Source organism: Curtobacterium sp. MCSS17_016 (genome assembly GCF_003234255.2).
Lineage (GTDB): Bacteria > Actinomycetota > Actinomycetes > Actinomycetales > Microbacteriaceae > Curtobacterium > Curtobacterium flaccumfaciens.
In genome coordinates, this window is the sequence record NZ_CP126254.1 from 2,788,508 (window position 1) to 2,803,016 (window position 14,509).

A 14,509-nucleotide genomic window follows, 5' to 3' on the forward strand; every position below is an offset into this window, starting at 1 on the left:
GCTAGTCCCGCACCGGCACCGCGACGTGCTCCGTCGGCACCGCGACGTGCTCCACCGGCACCGCGACGTCGATGTCGAGTCCGAGGTCGAGCGCCCGCGCCGAGTGGGTCAGCGCCCCGACCGAGATGACGTCGACGCCGGTCGCCGCGATCACCGCGACGGTGTCGAGCGACACGCCTCCCGAGGCCTCGACGAGCGCGCGTCCGGCGACGATGCCGACCCCGGTCACGAGTTCGTCCGGGGTGAAGTTGTCGAGCATGATCGTGTCGACCCCCGCAGCGACGACGGGTTCGATCTGATCGATGCGGTCCACCTCGACCTCGACGTGCACGGTGTGCCCGAGCCGCTGGCGGGCCTGGGCGATCGCGTCGCCGATGCCGATGCCGCCGGCCAGGAGCACCGCCAGGTGGTTGTCCTTGGCGAGCACGGCGTCGGAGAGCGAGGTGCGGTGGTTGTGTCCGCCGCCGCACCGGACGGCGTACCGCTCGAGTGCTCGGAGGCCGGGCGTCGTCTTCCGGGTGTCGACGATCCGCGCCGAGGTGCCCGCGGCGGCAGCGACGTACGCCGCGGTGGTCGTCGCGATGCCCGACATCCGCTGCACCAGGTTGAGGGCGACCCGCTCGGCCCGCAGCACGGCACGCGCCGACCCGGTCACGGTCGCGAGGACGTCGCCCGCGACGAAGCGCGTCCCGTCGGCGACGTGCACGACGGCGTGGATCGACGGGTCGACGGCGTGCATCACGGCGACGAACACCGCGCCGCCACTCAGCACGCCGGGCTCGCGCGCGCCGAGGGTCGCGGTCGCGGTCGCCTCGGCGGGGATGAGGGTCTCGCTGGTGACGTCGCCCCAGGGTGCGTCCTCCTCGAGCGCGGTCTCGATCACGCGACGGAGCGCGTGCGGCGGGATGGTGCCGGGGTCGGTGGTCATGCGGGTACCTCCTGCGGGACGACTGCGGAGCCGTCGGTGCGTTCGTCCGTGTGCTCGTCGGGGTGTGCGTCGGTGTGGTCGGCGACCCAGGCGTACGAGGCCGGGGCGGTGGGGTCGGTGTCGGGGTGGTCGGTGCGGGCGTGCGCCCCGCGGGACTCGGTGCGGGCCTCGGCGGCGAGCGCGACGAGTCGCGCCAGGTCGAGCAGCGCACGGTCCTCGTGCTCGCGCACGCCCCCGCCGGTCGGCGCGGTCAGCGCGTCGAGCTCGCGGCGTGCGCTGGCCAGCCCGACGGCGTCACGGAGCAGCCCGACGCGGTCCGTCATGACGGACTGGACCGCCTGCCGGACGGCACCCAGGTCGTCGAGGTGGGTCGCGCCTCCAGGCAGGGTCGGACGGGAGGAACGGATCGCGTCGGCCGCTCGAGGCACGCTGGTGACGTGGAGACCCGCGTCCCCGCGCAGGCGGAGCAAGCCGGGTCGCGGTGCGGCGACCGCGTCCGCTGCGCGGACCGCGAAGACGAGTCCCTCGAGCAGGGAGTTCGAGGCGAGCCGGTTGGCGCCGTGGACCCCGGTGCAGGCGGCTTCACCGACGGCGAGGAGTCCGGGCAGGCTGGTGCGGCCCTCGGCGTCGGTGGCGATGCCGCCCATCGAGTAGTGCGCGGCCGGTGCGACCGGGACGCCCTCGCGGGTCCAGTCGAAGCCGGCGGCGCGGGTGGCCCGGGTGAGTCCGGGGAACCGCGTGACCAGGAACCCGGCGTCGAGGCCGGTGGCGTCGAGGAGCACGGGCGCGCCGCCCTGGTCGCGCACCGCGGCGGCGATCCCCCGCGCGACGACGTCACGCGGGGCGAGCTCGGCGTCCGGGTGCACGTCGGTCATGAAGCGGTGCCCGGCGGCGTCGCGGAGGACGGCGCCCTCACCGCGGACGGCTTCGGACACCAGGCCGCCACCGGGGACGGCCAGCCGTGTCGGGTGGAACTGGACGAACTCCAGGTCGGCGAGGACGGCGCCGGCGCGCCAGGCGGCGGCGACCCCGTCACCGGTCGCGACCAGCGGGTTCGTCGTCTCGCGGTACAGGTGTCCGGCTCCCCCGGACGCGATGACGACGGCGTCGGCGTCGAGCCGGCGGGGTTCCCCGAGGAGGTCGAGGACGTCGACGCCGACGACCACGCCGCCGCGGACGACCAGGTCGGTCAGGCTCGTGCGCTCGAGGATCGTGACGTGCCGTCGGTGCAGTGCTGCGATGAGGGTGCGTTCGATGGCGGCTCCGGTCGCGTCACCGTCGGCGTGCACGACGCGCCACCGGCCGTGCGCGGCTTCTCGCCCGCGGGCGAGGTCGTCGCCGTACCGGTCGAGGGTCGCCGGGTCCGACGACCGGTCGAAGGGCACCCCGAGGGCGAGCAGGTCGCGGACGCGGGCCGGGCCGTCGGTGCACAGGACCTCGACGGCCCGGGTGTCGGCGCTGCCCGCCGCGGCGACGTGGGTGTCGGCCTGGTGCAGCGCCGCGGAGTCGTCGGCACCGAGCGCCACCGCGATGCCGCCCTGGGCGTACGCGGTGGCGCTGTCGGCGAGCGCCCCCTTCGTCACCAGGGTGACGTCGTGCAGGGCACTGGCGCGGATCGCTGCGGTCAAGCCGGCGATGCCGGAGCCGACGATGACGACGTGCACGGTGGTCTCCCTCGTTCGGTCGGGTCCGCGTCTCAGCCGCGCGGCTTGGCCGCGAGCATGCGCTCGAGCGCGACCTTGGCGTCGGCCTGCACGTCGGTGGGGACGACGATCTCGTTGAGGACCTCGCCGCGGACGAGGGCCTCGAGCACCCAGGCGAGGTAGCCCGGGTGGATCCGGTACATCGTCGAGCAGGGGCAGACGACCGGGTCGAGGCAGAAGATCGTGTGCTGCGGGTACTCGGCGGCGAGCCGGTTCACCATGTTGATCTCGGTGCCGATCGCGAACGTCGTCGGCTCGGTGGCCGCGGCGACGGTCTTCCGGATCAGGTCGGTGCTGCCGGCGTGGTCAGCGGCGTCGACGACGGCCATCGGGCACTCCGGGTGCACGATGACCTGCACGCCCGGGTGCTCGCGGCGGGCCTGGTCGATCTGGTCGACGGTGAAGCGGCGGTGCACCGAGCAGAAGCCGTGCCAGAGGATGACCTTCGCCTCGAGCAGGTCCGCGCCCGTGTTGCCCCCACCCGGCAGGCGCGGGTTCCACATCGGCATCAGGTCCGTGCTGATGCCCATCGCCTTCGCGGTGTTGCGGCCGAGGTGCTGGTCGGGGAAGAACAGGACGCGCTGCCCACGCTCGAAGGCCCACTCGAGCACGGTCGCGGCGTTCGACGAGGTGCACACGATGCCGCCGTTGCGACCGCAGAAGGCCTTGAGGTCGGCGGCGGAGTTCATGTAGGTGACCGGGATCACGGGGACGCGGCCGTCGGCGTCGGGCTCGGTGCCGTACACCGCGGTCAGCTCCGCCCACGCGGCCTCGACGCTGTCGATGTCGGCCATGTCGGCCATCGAGCAGCCGGCGGCCAGGTTCGGCAGGATCACGCGCTGGTCGTCGCGCGCCAGGATGTCGGCCGTCTCGGCCATGAAGTGCACGCCGCAGAACACGATCGCCTCGGCGTCGGGTTTCGTCAGGGCGGCGTTCGCGAGCTGGAACGAGTCGCCGAGGAAGTCCGCGTGCCGGACGACCTCGTCGCGCTGGTAGAAGTGCCCGAGGACGACGATTCGGTCGCCGAGGGTGGCCTTCGCCCGCTCGATGCGCTCGTGGAGCTCGTCGGTCGGGGTCGTCTTGTACTCGTCGGGCAGGACGCCCTGGCGCGGGGCGCTCGTCGGGATGACGTCGGACATCGACGACCCCGGGCCGTACCCGGGGCGGGAGTCGAAGTCCCACGTCGGCATCGCGAGGTCGGGCGTGCAGGTGCTGCCGCCGGCCTTGCCGTTGGAGATGAGTTCGATCGTCGTGGCGATGGACACGGGGCTTCCTATCGGTTCCGCTGCTGGTGCTGATCGGCCCCGGTCTGCAGCGGGCCGTTGTCCGCGTAGGCCAGGTCGGGGTTCGAGCGGTACAGCCGGGCCGGACGGTGCCGACCCCCGCTCGTGGTCTCGTCGGTCGGCAGGACCGCGTCGGTCTTCTCGACCTGCCGACGGAAGTTCGCGGGGTCGAGTGCACGGCCGAGCACCGCCTCGTACACGCCGCGGAGTTCGGCGAGGGTGAAGCGGTCACCGAGGAACGCCTGCGCGATCCGCGAGTAGGACATCTTGTTGCGCAGCCGCCACAGGGCGTACTCGACGATGCGGTCGTGGTCGAAGGCGAGGGGCGGGTGCTCGTCGGCCAGGAACCACCGGACGTTCCAGTCGTCGGGCACGACGTTCGCCTCGTCCGGGTGCACGAGTGCCCAGTACACGATCGACACCACGCGGCTCGGGGATCGTCCGACGTCCCCGAACGCGTAGAGCTGCTCGAGGTACCGCGGCTGGACGTTCGTCGTCTCGCGCAGTCGGGCGGCCGCGGAGTCCTCGAGCCCCTCGTCGTCGCCGACCCAGCCGCCGGGGAGCGCCCATGAACCCTCGAACGGTTCGGCGACGCGACGGACGAGCGGCATCCACAGCGCCGGGGCCCCGGTGTCGGGGTGCGGGCGCAGTGCGACGATCACGGTGGAGACCGCGACGCGGATGCCTGCTTCGTCCATGGTGGAGATAGTGTCAATCTGACTCGAAGTGTTCGGGTTGGGATGACACTATCACTGCCGACGCGGTGCGCTCGTCACGAGCCGGAAACAGATCGTCACGGGGCCGAAAACTCCCGAGGGGCCGCCGCGGTTAGCGTGGAGGACATGACGACGGTGACGAGGGTGCATGCCGTGGTGTCGGGGACGGTCCAGGGGGTCGGCTTCCGGTACTGGACCGCTCGGAAGGCGGACGGGCTCGACCTCGTCGGCTACGCGAGGAACCTCTGGGACGGCACGGTGGAGGTCGAGGCGGAGGGACCCTCGGTCGCCGTCGACTCGTTGGTCGAGTGCCTGCGCACCGGGCCACCGTCGGCGACCGTGACCGACGTCAGCCTGCGGTCGGTGGTACCGCACGGCGACACCGACGGGTTCGCGATCCTGCACTGAGCCGACGTGCGTGGGAGCTGCGCCGGCGACCGGCGTGCTCGGCACCGATCGTTCACCTGCGGATGTCGGAGCGAAGCGGAATAATCGCATCCACTCAGGGAGTTGGCCTGTCTGCGCGTCCTGCGCCACACCCGTTCCACCCGTCGTGACCACCAGGAGCACCCGCATGACCCAGGCCGTCGATTCCGCCCCCCGCACGGGAAGCGTCTCGCAGCCGTCCGCTGCCGAGACCCGACTCGTGATCGGGCTGCTGCTCGTCTCCGCGTTCGTCGTCATCCTCAACGAGACCATCATGGGCGTGGCCCTGCCCCGGCTCATGGACGACCTGGACATCAGCGCCGCGACCGGCCAGTGGCTGACCACCGGCTTCCTGCTCACCATGGCGGTCGTCATCCCGATCACCGGGTTCCTGCTGCAGCGCTTCAACACCCGACCGGTGTTCGTCTGGGCGATGGGCCTGTTCTCGGTCGGCACGCTGATCGCCTTGCTCGCGCCGGGCTTCACCGTCCTGCTCGTCGGCCGCATCGTGCAGGCCAGCGGCACCGCGATCATGATGCCGCTGCTCATGACGACGGTCCTGACCCTCGTCGACCCCGCGCACCGTGGCCGCATCATGGGGAACATCTCGATCGTCATCTCGGTCGCTCCGGCCATCGGCCCGACGATCTCCGGCCTGATCCTCAACGCGTTCTCGTGGCGCTGGCTGTTCGGCTTCGTGCTGCCCATCGCGATCGCGGCGCTCATCCTCGGCATGGTCAAGGTCCAGAACGTCTCGACGCCGCGCAGGGCACCGATCGACGTCGTCTCGGTCATCCTCTCCGCCTTCGCGTTCGGCGGCATCGTCTACGGACTGTCCAGCATCGGTGAAGCCGGTACGACCGGTCCGCTCGTCCCGGTGACCGCCCTGGTCGTCGGTGCCGTCGCCCTCGCGGTGTTCATCGTCCGGCAGACGCGCCTGCAGCGCACCGACAGCGCCCTGCTCGACCTGCGCACCTTCCGCACCCGTGGCTTCACGGTGCCGATCGTCGCGATGGGCCTGAGCTTCATGGCGATGTTCGGCACGCTCATCCTGCTGCCGATCTACCTGGAGCGCGTCCTCGGCCTCGAGGTCCTGCAGGTCGGCCTGCTGCTGCTCCCCGGTGGGCTGCTGATGGGCCTGCTCTCCCCCATCGTCGGGCGCATCTACGACCGCCGTGGCCCGCGCGTGCTGCTGATCCCCGGATCGATCATCGTCAGCGCCGTGCTCTGGGCGCTCTCCACCGTGGGCGTCGACACCAGCGTGTGGTTCGTCCTCGGTGCGCACGTGGTGCTGAGCATCGGCCTGGCCCTGACCTTCACGCCGCTGTTCACCGCGGCGCTCGGCGGGCTGCCCCCGAAGCTGTACTCGCACGGCAGCGCGGTGCTCGGCACGGCGCAGCAGCTCGCCGGTGCGGCGGGCACGGCCCTGTTCGTCACGCTGCTGACGATCGGTGCGGCCACCGCCGTCGAGGGCTCCGGTGCCCGTGGGGTCCAGGTGGCCACCGCGTCGGGCGTCGGCACCGCCTTCATGGTCGGCGCGATCATCTCGCTGTTCGGCATCCTCGCGTCGGTGTTCGTCCGCCGGCCCGAGGTGCCCGAGGGCGCGCCGACGCCCCCGCCCGTGCACTGACCGACGAGCCTCTCGCACCGACCGACGAGCCGGGCCGACGCCGAACCCGTGACGGGACCGGCGCCGGCCCGCGCCCGTCTCCGGACCGCGTGGCAGGGTGGGCGCCATGCGGTCGACGACGAGCGAGCTCAACTGGTCCGGCACGGTCACGTACACGGCCGAACGGGTCGTCCGCCCGTCGTCGACCGACGAGGCCGCCCAGGTCGTGGCCGACGCCGATCGGGTGCACGGCCTCGGCACCCGGCACTCGTTCAACGACGTCGCCGACACCGCAGGCACCCTGCTCGACCTGACCGGCGTCCCCACCGACCTGGTCGTCGACGCCGAGCACCGCACCGTGACCCTCGGAGCCGGCACCCGGTACGGCGACGTCGCGGCCGACATCGACCGTGCCGGGTTCGCCCTGCACAACACGGGGTCCCTGCCGCACATCTCCGTCGGGGGTGCGGTCGCGACCGGCACCCACGGTTCCGGTACGGCACTGGGCTCGCTCGCCACCGCGGTGCGCGCGTTCGAGGTGCTCGGTCCGGACGGCTCCGCCCGGACGATCGACCGGACGGACCCCGCGTTCGACGGTGCCGTGCTGCACCTCGGACTGCTCGGCATCGTGACCCGGGTGACCCTCGACGTGGAACCGTCCTACGGGATGCGTCAGGACGTCTACGGCGCGATCCCCTGGGACACCTTCACGGCGAACGTCGCTGACGTGCACGCCGCCGCGTACTCGGTGTGCGCCTACACCGTGTTCGGCGATGCGATCACCGAGGTCCTGGTGAAGTCGCGCGTGCCCGACGGCGCCGAGGACGTGCCGGTGCCCGAAGCGCTGGCCGGCGCACGCCGCCTGCCCGGCACCCCCGGCGACGACCGCCGGACCGCGCGCGACGGCTCGGTCGGACCGTGGTGGGACCGCCTGCCGCACTTCCCGATCGGGTCCGTCCCGAGCCACGGGTCCGAGGTGCAGAGCGAGCACTTCGTCCCGCTCCGGCACGCGGCGGCCGCTCTCGACGCGCTCCGGGGGCTCGCCGACCGGATCCAGCCGCACCTGCACGTCTGCGAACTCCGGACGATGGCCGCGGACGACCTCTGGCTCAGCCCGACCCAGGGCGAGGACGTCCTCTGCATCGCGTTCACCTGGAAGAAGCACCCGACCGAGGTCGCCGCGATCCTGCCCGACCTGGAGTCCCGGCTCGCAGCCTTCGACGGCCGACCACACTGGGGCAAGATGAGCTCCCTCGACCACGCGGCGATCGCCGGGCTGTACCCGCGGCTGGCGGACTTCCGCGACCTCGTCGCCCGGGCCGACCCGGAGCGGACGTTCGCATCCGCGTTCGGCGAGCGCGTGCTCGGGACCTGAGCCGGGCCTCCAGGCCGTGCCCCGCTAGCCGGTGGTGAACGCGAGCGGCGTGATCGTCCGCGTCTCGCCGTCCCAGTGCCGGACGCCGCCGACGTCGAGCGTCTCCGGCAGCGGCACGGCGCGCAGCGCAGCGACGGCGCGCGGCAGGTCCTCGTCACGCACCCGGCGGGCCAGCGTGACGTGCGGCGACCAGTGCCCGGGCACCGACGTCTCGACGCCGCCGGGCGCGACCGTGTGCACCTCGCCGTGGAAGGTCGTGAGCGCCGCGTCGAGGACCACCGCGCGCACGAGGACCGACCGACCGGCACCCGCGGGGAAGAGCAGGAGCCCGCCGAGCCGGATCGCGGTCGGGACCGACGTGCGGAACCCGGCCGGCACGGGCAGCGTGTCCCCGGCGGCCAGGGTGACGTGCGGGGCGTTCGACGGCGACGGGTGCCGACCGAGGCTCGGCAGGTCGGCGTCGATCAGGGCCTGCCAGGCGGACCGCACGGCGGCGTCCGACTCCGGGCCGAGGACGAGTTCGATGCTGCGCACGATCCGAGTCAACCAAGTCGTGTCGGGACGCGTGCTCCCACGCAGGCGGCACGGGTCGAGTGCTGCGTAACACGACGGAACGGAACTCGCACCGGGGGTGGACCGCACGTCACACTCGTCTCCACGCCGCGGACCACCGCGGCTCCCCCACACGCACTGCCCACGAGGAGCACCAGCATGTCCGCAGCCCCCGCACTGCCCGAGAAGCCGAAGGGCAAGCGCCCGATCGGCTGGATCGTCGCCGCCGCGATCGTCGTCGTGGCGATCGTCGTCGCCGTCGTCGTCGGCGCCCTCCGCTCCGGGAGCAACGACGCCGGTGCCGCCGGTGACGCCGCCCCGAAGACCGTCACGATCGGTGTCGCGGACAAGTCGCTCGGCTACTGGAGCACGTACACGAAGCTCGCGAAGGACAAGCTCAACGTCACCGTCAAGCTGACGAACTTCTCGGACTACTCGCTGCCGAACCCCGCCCTCAAGGACGGTCAGCTGGACATCAACCAGTTCCAGCACATCCAGTACCTGGCGGACTACAACGTCACCTCGAACGACGACCTGCAGCCGATCGGTTCGACCGCCGTCTACCCGCTGCCGCTCTACGCGACGAAGTACGACAAGCCGTCCGAGCTGCCCGCGAACGCCAAGGTCGCGATCCCGAACGACTCGATCAACCAGGCCCGTGCGCTCCTGATCCTGCAGGCGGCCGACCTGATCACGCTGAAGGACGGCGGGTCGGCGTTCTCCACCGCCGACGACATCGAGACGAAGAAGGTCGACGTCCAGCCCCTCGACGCCTCGCAGACCGCGAACGCGCTGCAGCAGGGCTCCGTCGCCGCCGCCGTCGTGAACAACAACTTTGCCACCGCCGCCGGTCTGCCGATCTCGGACGCGATCTACCAGGACGACCCCTCGAGCGCGAGCGCCGCCCCGTACGTGAACGTGTTCGCCGTCCGCGACGAGGACAAGGGCAACAAGACCTACCTCGACCTGGCCGAGCTGTTCCAGGACGACGCCGTGCAGAAGGCCTTCGCGAAGGACCTGCCCGAGGCAGTCGCCCGCGACGAGAGCGCCTCGAAGCTGCAGGACGAGCTCGCCCAGGTCGAGCAGGACGCGAAGGCGGCCAAGCAGTAGTGCCGGTCCTCGTCGAACTCCGCGGCGTCTCGAAGCACTACCGCCGCGCCGACACCGGCGAGACCGTGGTGGCCGTCGAGGACGTCTCCCTGGACGTGCACCAGGGAGAGGTCCTCGGCGTCATCGGGTACTCCGGTGCCGGCAAGTCCACCCTGGTCCGCCTGGTCAACGCGCTGGAACTGCCGAGTTCCGGCACGGTGACCGTCGCGGGCCGCGAACTGACGGCGATCCCCGAGCGGGACCGCCGTCTGGCGCGTCGCAACATCGGGATGATCTTCCAGCAGTTCAACCTGTTCCGGTCCCGCACGATCGCCGGCAACGTCGCGTACCCGCTCAAGGTCGCAGGCGTGCCGAAGGCCGAGCGGAACCGTCGCGTCGCCGAGCTGCTCGACTTCGTGGGCCTGCTCGAGCGCGCCCACGCCTACCCGGAGCAGCTGTCCGGCGGGCAGAAGCAGCGCGTCGGCATCGCCCGCGCCCTCGCCGCGTCGCCCGACCTGCTGCTCGCCGACGAGGCGACCAGCGCCCTCGACCCGGAGACCACCTCCGAGGTGCTCGCGCTGCTCCGCCGCGTCAACCGGGAGCTCGGCGTCACCATCATCGTGATCACGCACGAGATGGACGCGGTCCGGCAGATCGCCGACCGGGTCGCCGTGATGGAGCAGGGGCGGGTCGTCGAGGTCGGGGACGTCTACGACGTGTTCTCGACGCCGAAGACCGGTGCCGCGCAGCGCTTCGTCCGCACCGCGCTGCACGACCGGCCCTCCCCCGAGACGCTCCGGCGCCTGCGGGACCGCCACCCGGGTCGGCTCGTCACGGTGCAGATCACCGACGAGGCCGGGCTGCAGAACCGCATCGACGCCGCGTTCCGCGCCGCCGGGGTCACCGCCGAACTCGTCTACGGCGGGGTCGGCGAGATCCGGGAGCGTCGGATCGGGTCGCTCACCTACGAACTGAGCGCGCCCGGCGCCGAGCCCGACGCCATCGATCGCGCGATCGCCGCACTCCGCGCCGACGGCGTCACGACCGACGAGGAGGCCGCCGCGTGAACAACAACTCGTTCCAGAGCGTGATCGACACGTTCGACGTCTTCCTCGCCGCGATCCGCGACACCATCGTGATGTCGCTGATCTCGCTGGTCATCGCCGGGGTCATCGGCCTCGCGCTCGGCCTGCTGCTCTACGCGACCCGGCCGGGCAACGTCCTCGGCAACCGCACCGCGTACACGGTGCTCAACGTGTTCGTGAACCTGATCCGCCCGATCCCGTTCGTGATCTTCCTCGCCGCGATCGCGCCGCTGTCGCGGGTCGTCGTGCAGACCACGATCGGTGTCCCCGCGGTCACCTTCGCGATCTCGTTGGCCGCGGCCTTCGCGGTGTCCCGGATCGTCGAGCAGAACCTGCTGTCGGTCGACCCAGGCGTCGTCGAGGCTGCTCGGGCCTCGGGTGCGCACCCGGTCTCGATCCTGCTGACCGTGCTCATCCCCGAGGGTCTCGGCCCCCTGATCCTCGGCTACACGTTCATCTACATCGGCATCGTCGACATGACGGCGCAGGGTGCGCTGATCGGTGGCGGCGGACTCGGCGAGTACGCGATCACCTACGGCTCGCAGCGCTACGACTGGTGGGTGGTCTACGTCTCGGTGGCGGCGATCGTCGTCATCGTGCAGCTCGGCCAGTTCATCGGCAACCGCTTGGCGCGGGCAACGCTGCGTCGCTGACGCGGGCTCTCGGGTTCTGAGGGCAACCGCCTGGAGGCCCGGTGCCGGTCCACGAGACCGGCACCGGGCCTCCGGTGCGTCGCCGCCCGGACGGACGCGCCCAGCGTCGTGCGCCGAGCGGTCACGACTCCCCGCTCATCTCCGCCGAGGTCGCACGCACCGTCGCCCGACGCCCCCGCAACCGACAGTTCCCGACCACTCGGCGCCGCGCACACGGCACGTCGAGCGACCTCGGCACGCGCTGCCGAGCGGTCACAACTCCCCGCTCACCTCCGCCGAAGTCGCACGAACCGTCGTTTACCGGGCCCGCAACCGACAGTGCCCGACCACTCGGCGGCACGCACGCGGCATGTCGTGCGACCTCGGCACACGCCGCCGACGCGCCCGACGGCCCCCTGCCGAGCGGTCGGAACTCCCCGCTCACCTCCGCCGAGGTCGCACGAACCGTCGCCCGACGCCCCCGCAACCGACAGTTTGCGACCACGCGGCGATGCGCACGCGGCATGTCGTGCAACCTCGGCACGAGCCCGCCGCCGCGCCCGACGGCCCACCGCCGAGCGGTCACAACTCCCCGCTCACCTCCGGCGAGGTCGGTCGAACCGTCGTTTACCGGGCCCGCAACCGACAGTGCCCGACCACTCGGCGATGCGCACGCGGCATGTCGTGCGACCTGGGCGGCCGACACGAGCGGCCGACGGCGCGGGTCAGGCGGCGGGAGCCTCGACGGTGGTGACGGCGCCGGTCTCGCCGGGGTGCTCGTAGTGGGCACGGACCAGGATCGGGCGGTGGTCGGAGATGCCGGCCGGCAGGGTCTCGACGCCCGCGATGTGCAGGCCGACGCTCGTCGCGAAGTCGAAGTGGCCCGTGAACTTGCGGTAGCGCAGGTACGTCGGCTGGTCGGACAGCGACAACGCGAACCCGCCCTGCTCGATCTTGCGGCGCAGGTTCGTCTGGAACCACGGGTAGTTGAAGTCGCCGACCATGACCGCGGGGACGTCCTTCGCCAGCTCGCGCAGGAACTGGTGCGCGGCCTCGATCTGCTTGCGGCGCAGGGAGTTCGTCGCGGTCAGCGGTGAGGCGTGGAACGAGGCGACGACGACCTCGGCATCGGCCTCGGTGTCGCGCAGGTGCATCGCGATGAGCCGTTCGTGCGCGGGTGCGAGGACCCGGTCGTGCAGCGACTTCTGCAGCGAGTGGATGCTGAAGTCCTGCACCTCGAAGCGGTCGTCGCGCTTGTAGATCGCGAGCCCGAGTCGGTTGGTGCGGGTCGACGCGGCGAGCGAGAGGCCGCCGATCGACGGTGCGAGGTCGTTGCTGTCGCACTCCTGCACGCACAGGACGTCGGCGTCGGACGCCTCGGCCAGTGCGGCGAGCTCGCTGTTCGCGGTGTGCTCGCGGAGGTTGTAACTGACGACACGGAGCTGCGTGGGCTGCACGGTCTGCTCTGATGCGATCGTGCTCTGCTGCTCTGGCGCGGCCATGCTGCCTTCCTGTCCGGGTGTTCCGGTCACCCTGCCGCGGTCACCGTACTCGGGTACCGCGGACGGTTGCTGAGACTGTAACGCCTGCCGGGTTTCGTCCGTGTGACCGTGACGGAAACGGACAGCGGCGGGATCAGGCGCGGACACGGCGGACCGGGCGGACGGTGTCACCCGCTGTGCGACTCATCAGGATGCCCTCCACGCAGGCGACCACGAGCAGGGCGGCGATGACCCAGAACGCGGCCGCGTACGGCCCGTCGCCGCCCAGCCCGGAGGCCGCGCGGATGACCACGGCGGCGACGGCGACACCGAAGCCCGCGGCGGTCTGCTGCAGCGTCGACGACAGCGTGTTCGCGGGGGTCATGTCGGCCTGCTCGACGTCGGCGAAGGCGATGGTGTTGTACGCCGTGAAGCCCACGGAGCGGGCGGCACCACTGACGACGAGCAGGACGGCGAGCAGCCAGAACGGGGTGTCCTCGGTCATGAACGCCATCGCGACCACGGTCAGCGCGGCGACGGCCGACGACACGACGATCACCGGGCGGTAGCCGAACCAACGGAGGAACGGGGTCGTCATCGGCTTGATGCCGAGGTTGCCGACGAACACCCACAGCACGGCGGACCCGGCGAGCACGGCGCTCCAACCCCAGGCGTCCTGGAACAGCAGCGGGAGCACGAACGGCACCGCGGACACCGCCAGGCGGAACAGGCCGCCGCCGGCGTGCGACACCCGGAAGGTCTCGAGCCGGAACGCGTCGAGCCCCATGATCGGGTGCGGAGCCCGGCGGAAGTGCCGGATCGCGAGCCAGCAGCACACCGCGCCGAGGATGCCGGAGACGACGACCGCGGTGACCGGCACGACGTCGAGCGCGAGCAAGGACGCCATGACCACGAGCGAGCCGAGCCCGACGCAGGCGAGCAGCGACCCGAACCAGTCGAACGGCACCCGCTGCGCCGCACGCTCCTGCGGCACGAGCACCAGGGCGGCGATGAAGGCGACGACGCCGAGCGGGATGTTGATGAGGAAGATCCAGTGCCACGACAGCGTCTCGACGAGGACCCCGCCGATGAACGGCGCGATGATCGGTGCGGCGAGGGCCGGCCAGGTCAGGATGGCGATGGCGGTGACGAGTTGTTCGCGCCCGGCGCTCCGGAGCACGACGAGCCGGCCGACGGGCACCATGAGCGCTCCACCGAGCCCCTGCAGGATGCGCCACAGCGTCAGCTCGACCAGCCCGGTGGACAGCGCGCACAGGGCGGACGCGATCGTGAACAGCGCGATGGCCCCGGCGAAGACGGTCCGCGAACCGATCCGGTCGGTGAGCCAGCCGGACACCGGGATGAACACCGCGAGGGTCACGAGGTACGCGGTGATCGTGACGCCCACCGCGGCGGAGTCGACCCCGAGGTCACACCCCATGGCCGGGGCGGCGGTTGCCAGGATCGTGCCGTCCAGGAGCTCCATGAAGAAGGTCCCGGCCACCAGCACGGCGACCGCCGTGCTGCGCGTCCGTCGTCTGGGTGTCGTCGCCGTCGTCGTCATCGCCCACCGAGACTATGCCCGCGGACGTCCGCGCCGTCACGGACGGGCCGCCCACCGGACGCCGCA

Annotated in this window: 13 protein-coding genes; 6 read left to right on the forward strand and 7 right to left on the reverse strand. The window is 71.8% G+C overall.

Features of this window, described 5'->3' with window-relative positions:
• Position 1: 1 nt before the first annotated feature.
• From nadC to DEJ19_RS13155, 4 genes are read right to left on the reverse strand one after another with little or no spacing between them, the layout of a single operon-like run.
• On the reverse strand, positions 2–928 hold the full coding sequence (gene nadC / locus DEJ19_RS13140) for a carboxylating nicotinate-nucleotide diphosphorylase (RefSeq protein WP_111233262.1): 927 nt from the start codon (positions 926–928) through the stop codon (positions 2–4).
• Complete coding sequence (nadB, locus tag DEJ19_RS13145) at positions 925–2,592, reverse strand: L-aspartate oxidase (protein WP_111233261.1); 1,668 nt, start codon at positions 2,590–2,592, stop codon at positions 925–927. The genes nadC and nadB overlap by 4 nt, the downstream gene beginning before the upstream one ends.
• Positions 2,593–2,624: 32 nt before the next feature.
• Positions 2,625–3,896 carry a quinolinate synthase NadA gene (gene nadA, locus DEJ19_RS13150; protein WP_111233260.1) on the reverse strand — a complete coding sequence of 424 codons (1,272 nt, stop codon included), beginning with the start codon at positions 3,894–3,896 and terminating at the stop codon, positions 2,625–2,627.
• 8 nt (positions 3,897–3,904) lie between these two features.
• Positions 3,905–4,612, reverse strand: coding sequence for an NUDIX hydrolase (locus tag DEJ19_RS13155; protein ID WP_035808830.1), 708 nt, complete (start codon positions 4,610–4,612; stop codon positions 3,905–3,907).
• 144 nt (positions 4,613–4,756) lie between these two features.
• Here DEJ19_RS13155 and DEJ19_RS13160 point away from each other — a divergent pair, with 144 nt between their 5' ends.
• From DEJ19_RS13160 to DEJ19_RS13170, 3 genes are all read left to right on the forward strand, one after another.
• Positions 4,757–5,038 (forward strand): acylphosphatase, encoded by a 282-nt coding sequence (locus DEJ19_RS13160; protein WP_111095290.1) that lies wholly within the window; start codon positions 4,757–4,759, stop codon positions 5,036–5,038.
• A gap of 166 nt (positions 5,039–5,204) precedes the next feature.
• Complete coding sequence (locus DEJ19_RS13165; RefSeq protein WP_111233259.1) at positions 5,205–6,686, forward strand: MDR family MFS transporter; 1,482 nt, start codon at positions 5,205–5,207, stop codon at positions 6,684–6,686.
• 106 nt (positions 6,687–6,792) lie between these two features.
• A complete protein-coding gene (locus tag DEJ19_RS13170; protein ID WP_110863445.1) occupies positions 6,793–8,040 on the forward strand; it encodes a D-arabinono-1,4-lactone oxidase in 1,248 nt (415 codons plus the stop codon).
• Between the two features lie 24 nt (positions 8,041–8,064).
• Here DEJ19_RS13170 and DEJ19_RS13175 read toward each other — a convergent pair whose 3' ends face one another.
• Positions 8,065–8,574, reverse strand: a complete 510-nt coding sequence (locus tag DEJ19_RS13175) for a 2'-5' RNA ligase family protein (protein ID WP_110863446.1) — start codon at positions 8,572–8,574, stop codon at positions 8,065–8,067.
• Positions 8,575–8,751: 177 nt separating this feature from the next.
• Between DEJ19_RS13175 and DEJ19_RS13180 the strand changes: the two genes are divergently transcribed.
• The 3 genes from DEJ19_RS13180 to DEJ19_RS13190 are packed head-to-tail and all read left to right on the forward strand — an operon-like array spanning position 8,752 to position 11,419.
• Entirely contained in the window at positions 8,752–9,702 is a 951-nt protein-coding gene (locus tag DEJ19_RS13180) for a MetQ/NlpA family ABC transporter substrate-binding protein (RefSeq protein WP_110863447.1), read from the forward strand.
• A complete protein-coding gene (locus DEJ19_RS13185; protein ID WP_110863448.1) occupies positions 9,702–10,748 on the forward strand; it encodes a methionine ABC transporter ATP-binding protein in 1,047 nt (348 codons plus the stop codon). The genes DEJ19_RS13180 and DEJ19_RS13185 overlap by 1 nt, the downstream gene beginning before the upstream one ends.
• The gene (locus DEJ19_RS13190) at positions 10,745–11,419 is read left to right on the forward strand and encodes a methionine ABC transporter permease (RefSeq protein ID WP_017888525.1); all 675 of its coding nucleotides are present in this window, start codon (positions 10,745–10,747) and stop codon (positions 11,417–11,419) included. The genes DEJ19_RS13185 and DEJ19_RS13190 overlap by 4 nt, the downstream gene beginning before the upstream one ends.
• A 704-nt stretch (positions 11,420–12,123) precedes the next feature.
• Here DEJ19_RS13190 and DEJ19_RS13195 read toward each other — a convergent pair.
• On the reverse strand, positions 12,124–12,900 hold the full coding sequence (locus DEJ19_RS13195) for an endonuclease/exonuclease/phosphatase family protein (RefSeq protein WP_071405095.1): 777 nt from the start codon (positions 12,898–12,900) through the stop codon (positions 12,124–12,126).
• A 133-nt stretch (positions 12,901–13,033) separates the two neighbouring features.
• On the reverse strand, positions 13,034–14,443 hold the full coding sequence (locus tag DEJ19_RS13200) for an MFS transporter (RefSeq protein WP_111233258.1): 1,410 nt from the start codon (positions 14,441–14,443) through the stop codon (positions 13,034–13,036).
• Between the last annotated feature and the right edge of the window lie 66 nt (positions 14,444–14,509).

Bases quoted from the DNA above. Each gene is read 5' to 3' on its own strand.
- nadC (WP_111233262.1), bottom strand. From the start codon at position 928: ATGACCACCGACCCCGGCACCATCCCGCCGCACGCGCTCCGTCGCGTG.
- DEJ19_RS13155 (WP_035808830.1), bottom strand. From the start codon at position 4,612: ATGGACGAAGCAGGCATCCGCGTCGCGGTCTCCACCGTGATCGTCGCA.
- DEJ19_RS13160 (WP_111095290.1), top strand. From the start codon at position 4,757: ATGACGACGGTGACGAGGGTGCATGCCGTGGTGTCGGGGACGGTCCAG.
- DEJ19_RS13165 (WP_111233259.1), top strand. From the start codon at position 5,205: ATGACCCAGGCCGTCGATTCCGCCCCCCGCACGGGAAGCGTCTCGCAG.
- DEJ19_RS13170 (WP_110863445.1), top strand. From the start codon at position 6,793: ATGCGGTCGACGACGAGCGAGCTCAACTGGTCCGGCACGGTCACGTAC.
- DEJ19_RS13180 (WP_110863447.1), top strand. From the start codon at position 8,752: ATGTCCGCAGCCCCCGCACTGCCCGAGAAGCCGAAGGGCAAGCGCCCG.
- DEJ19_RS13195 (WP_071405095.1), bottom strand. From the start codon at position 12,900: ATGGCCGCGCCAGAGCAGCAGAGCACGATCGCATCAGAGCAGACCGTG.
- DEJ19_RS13200 (WP_111233258.1), bottom strand. From the start codon at position 14,443: ATGACGACGACGGCGACGACACCCAGACGACGGACGCGCAGCACGGCG.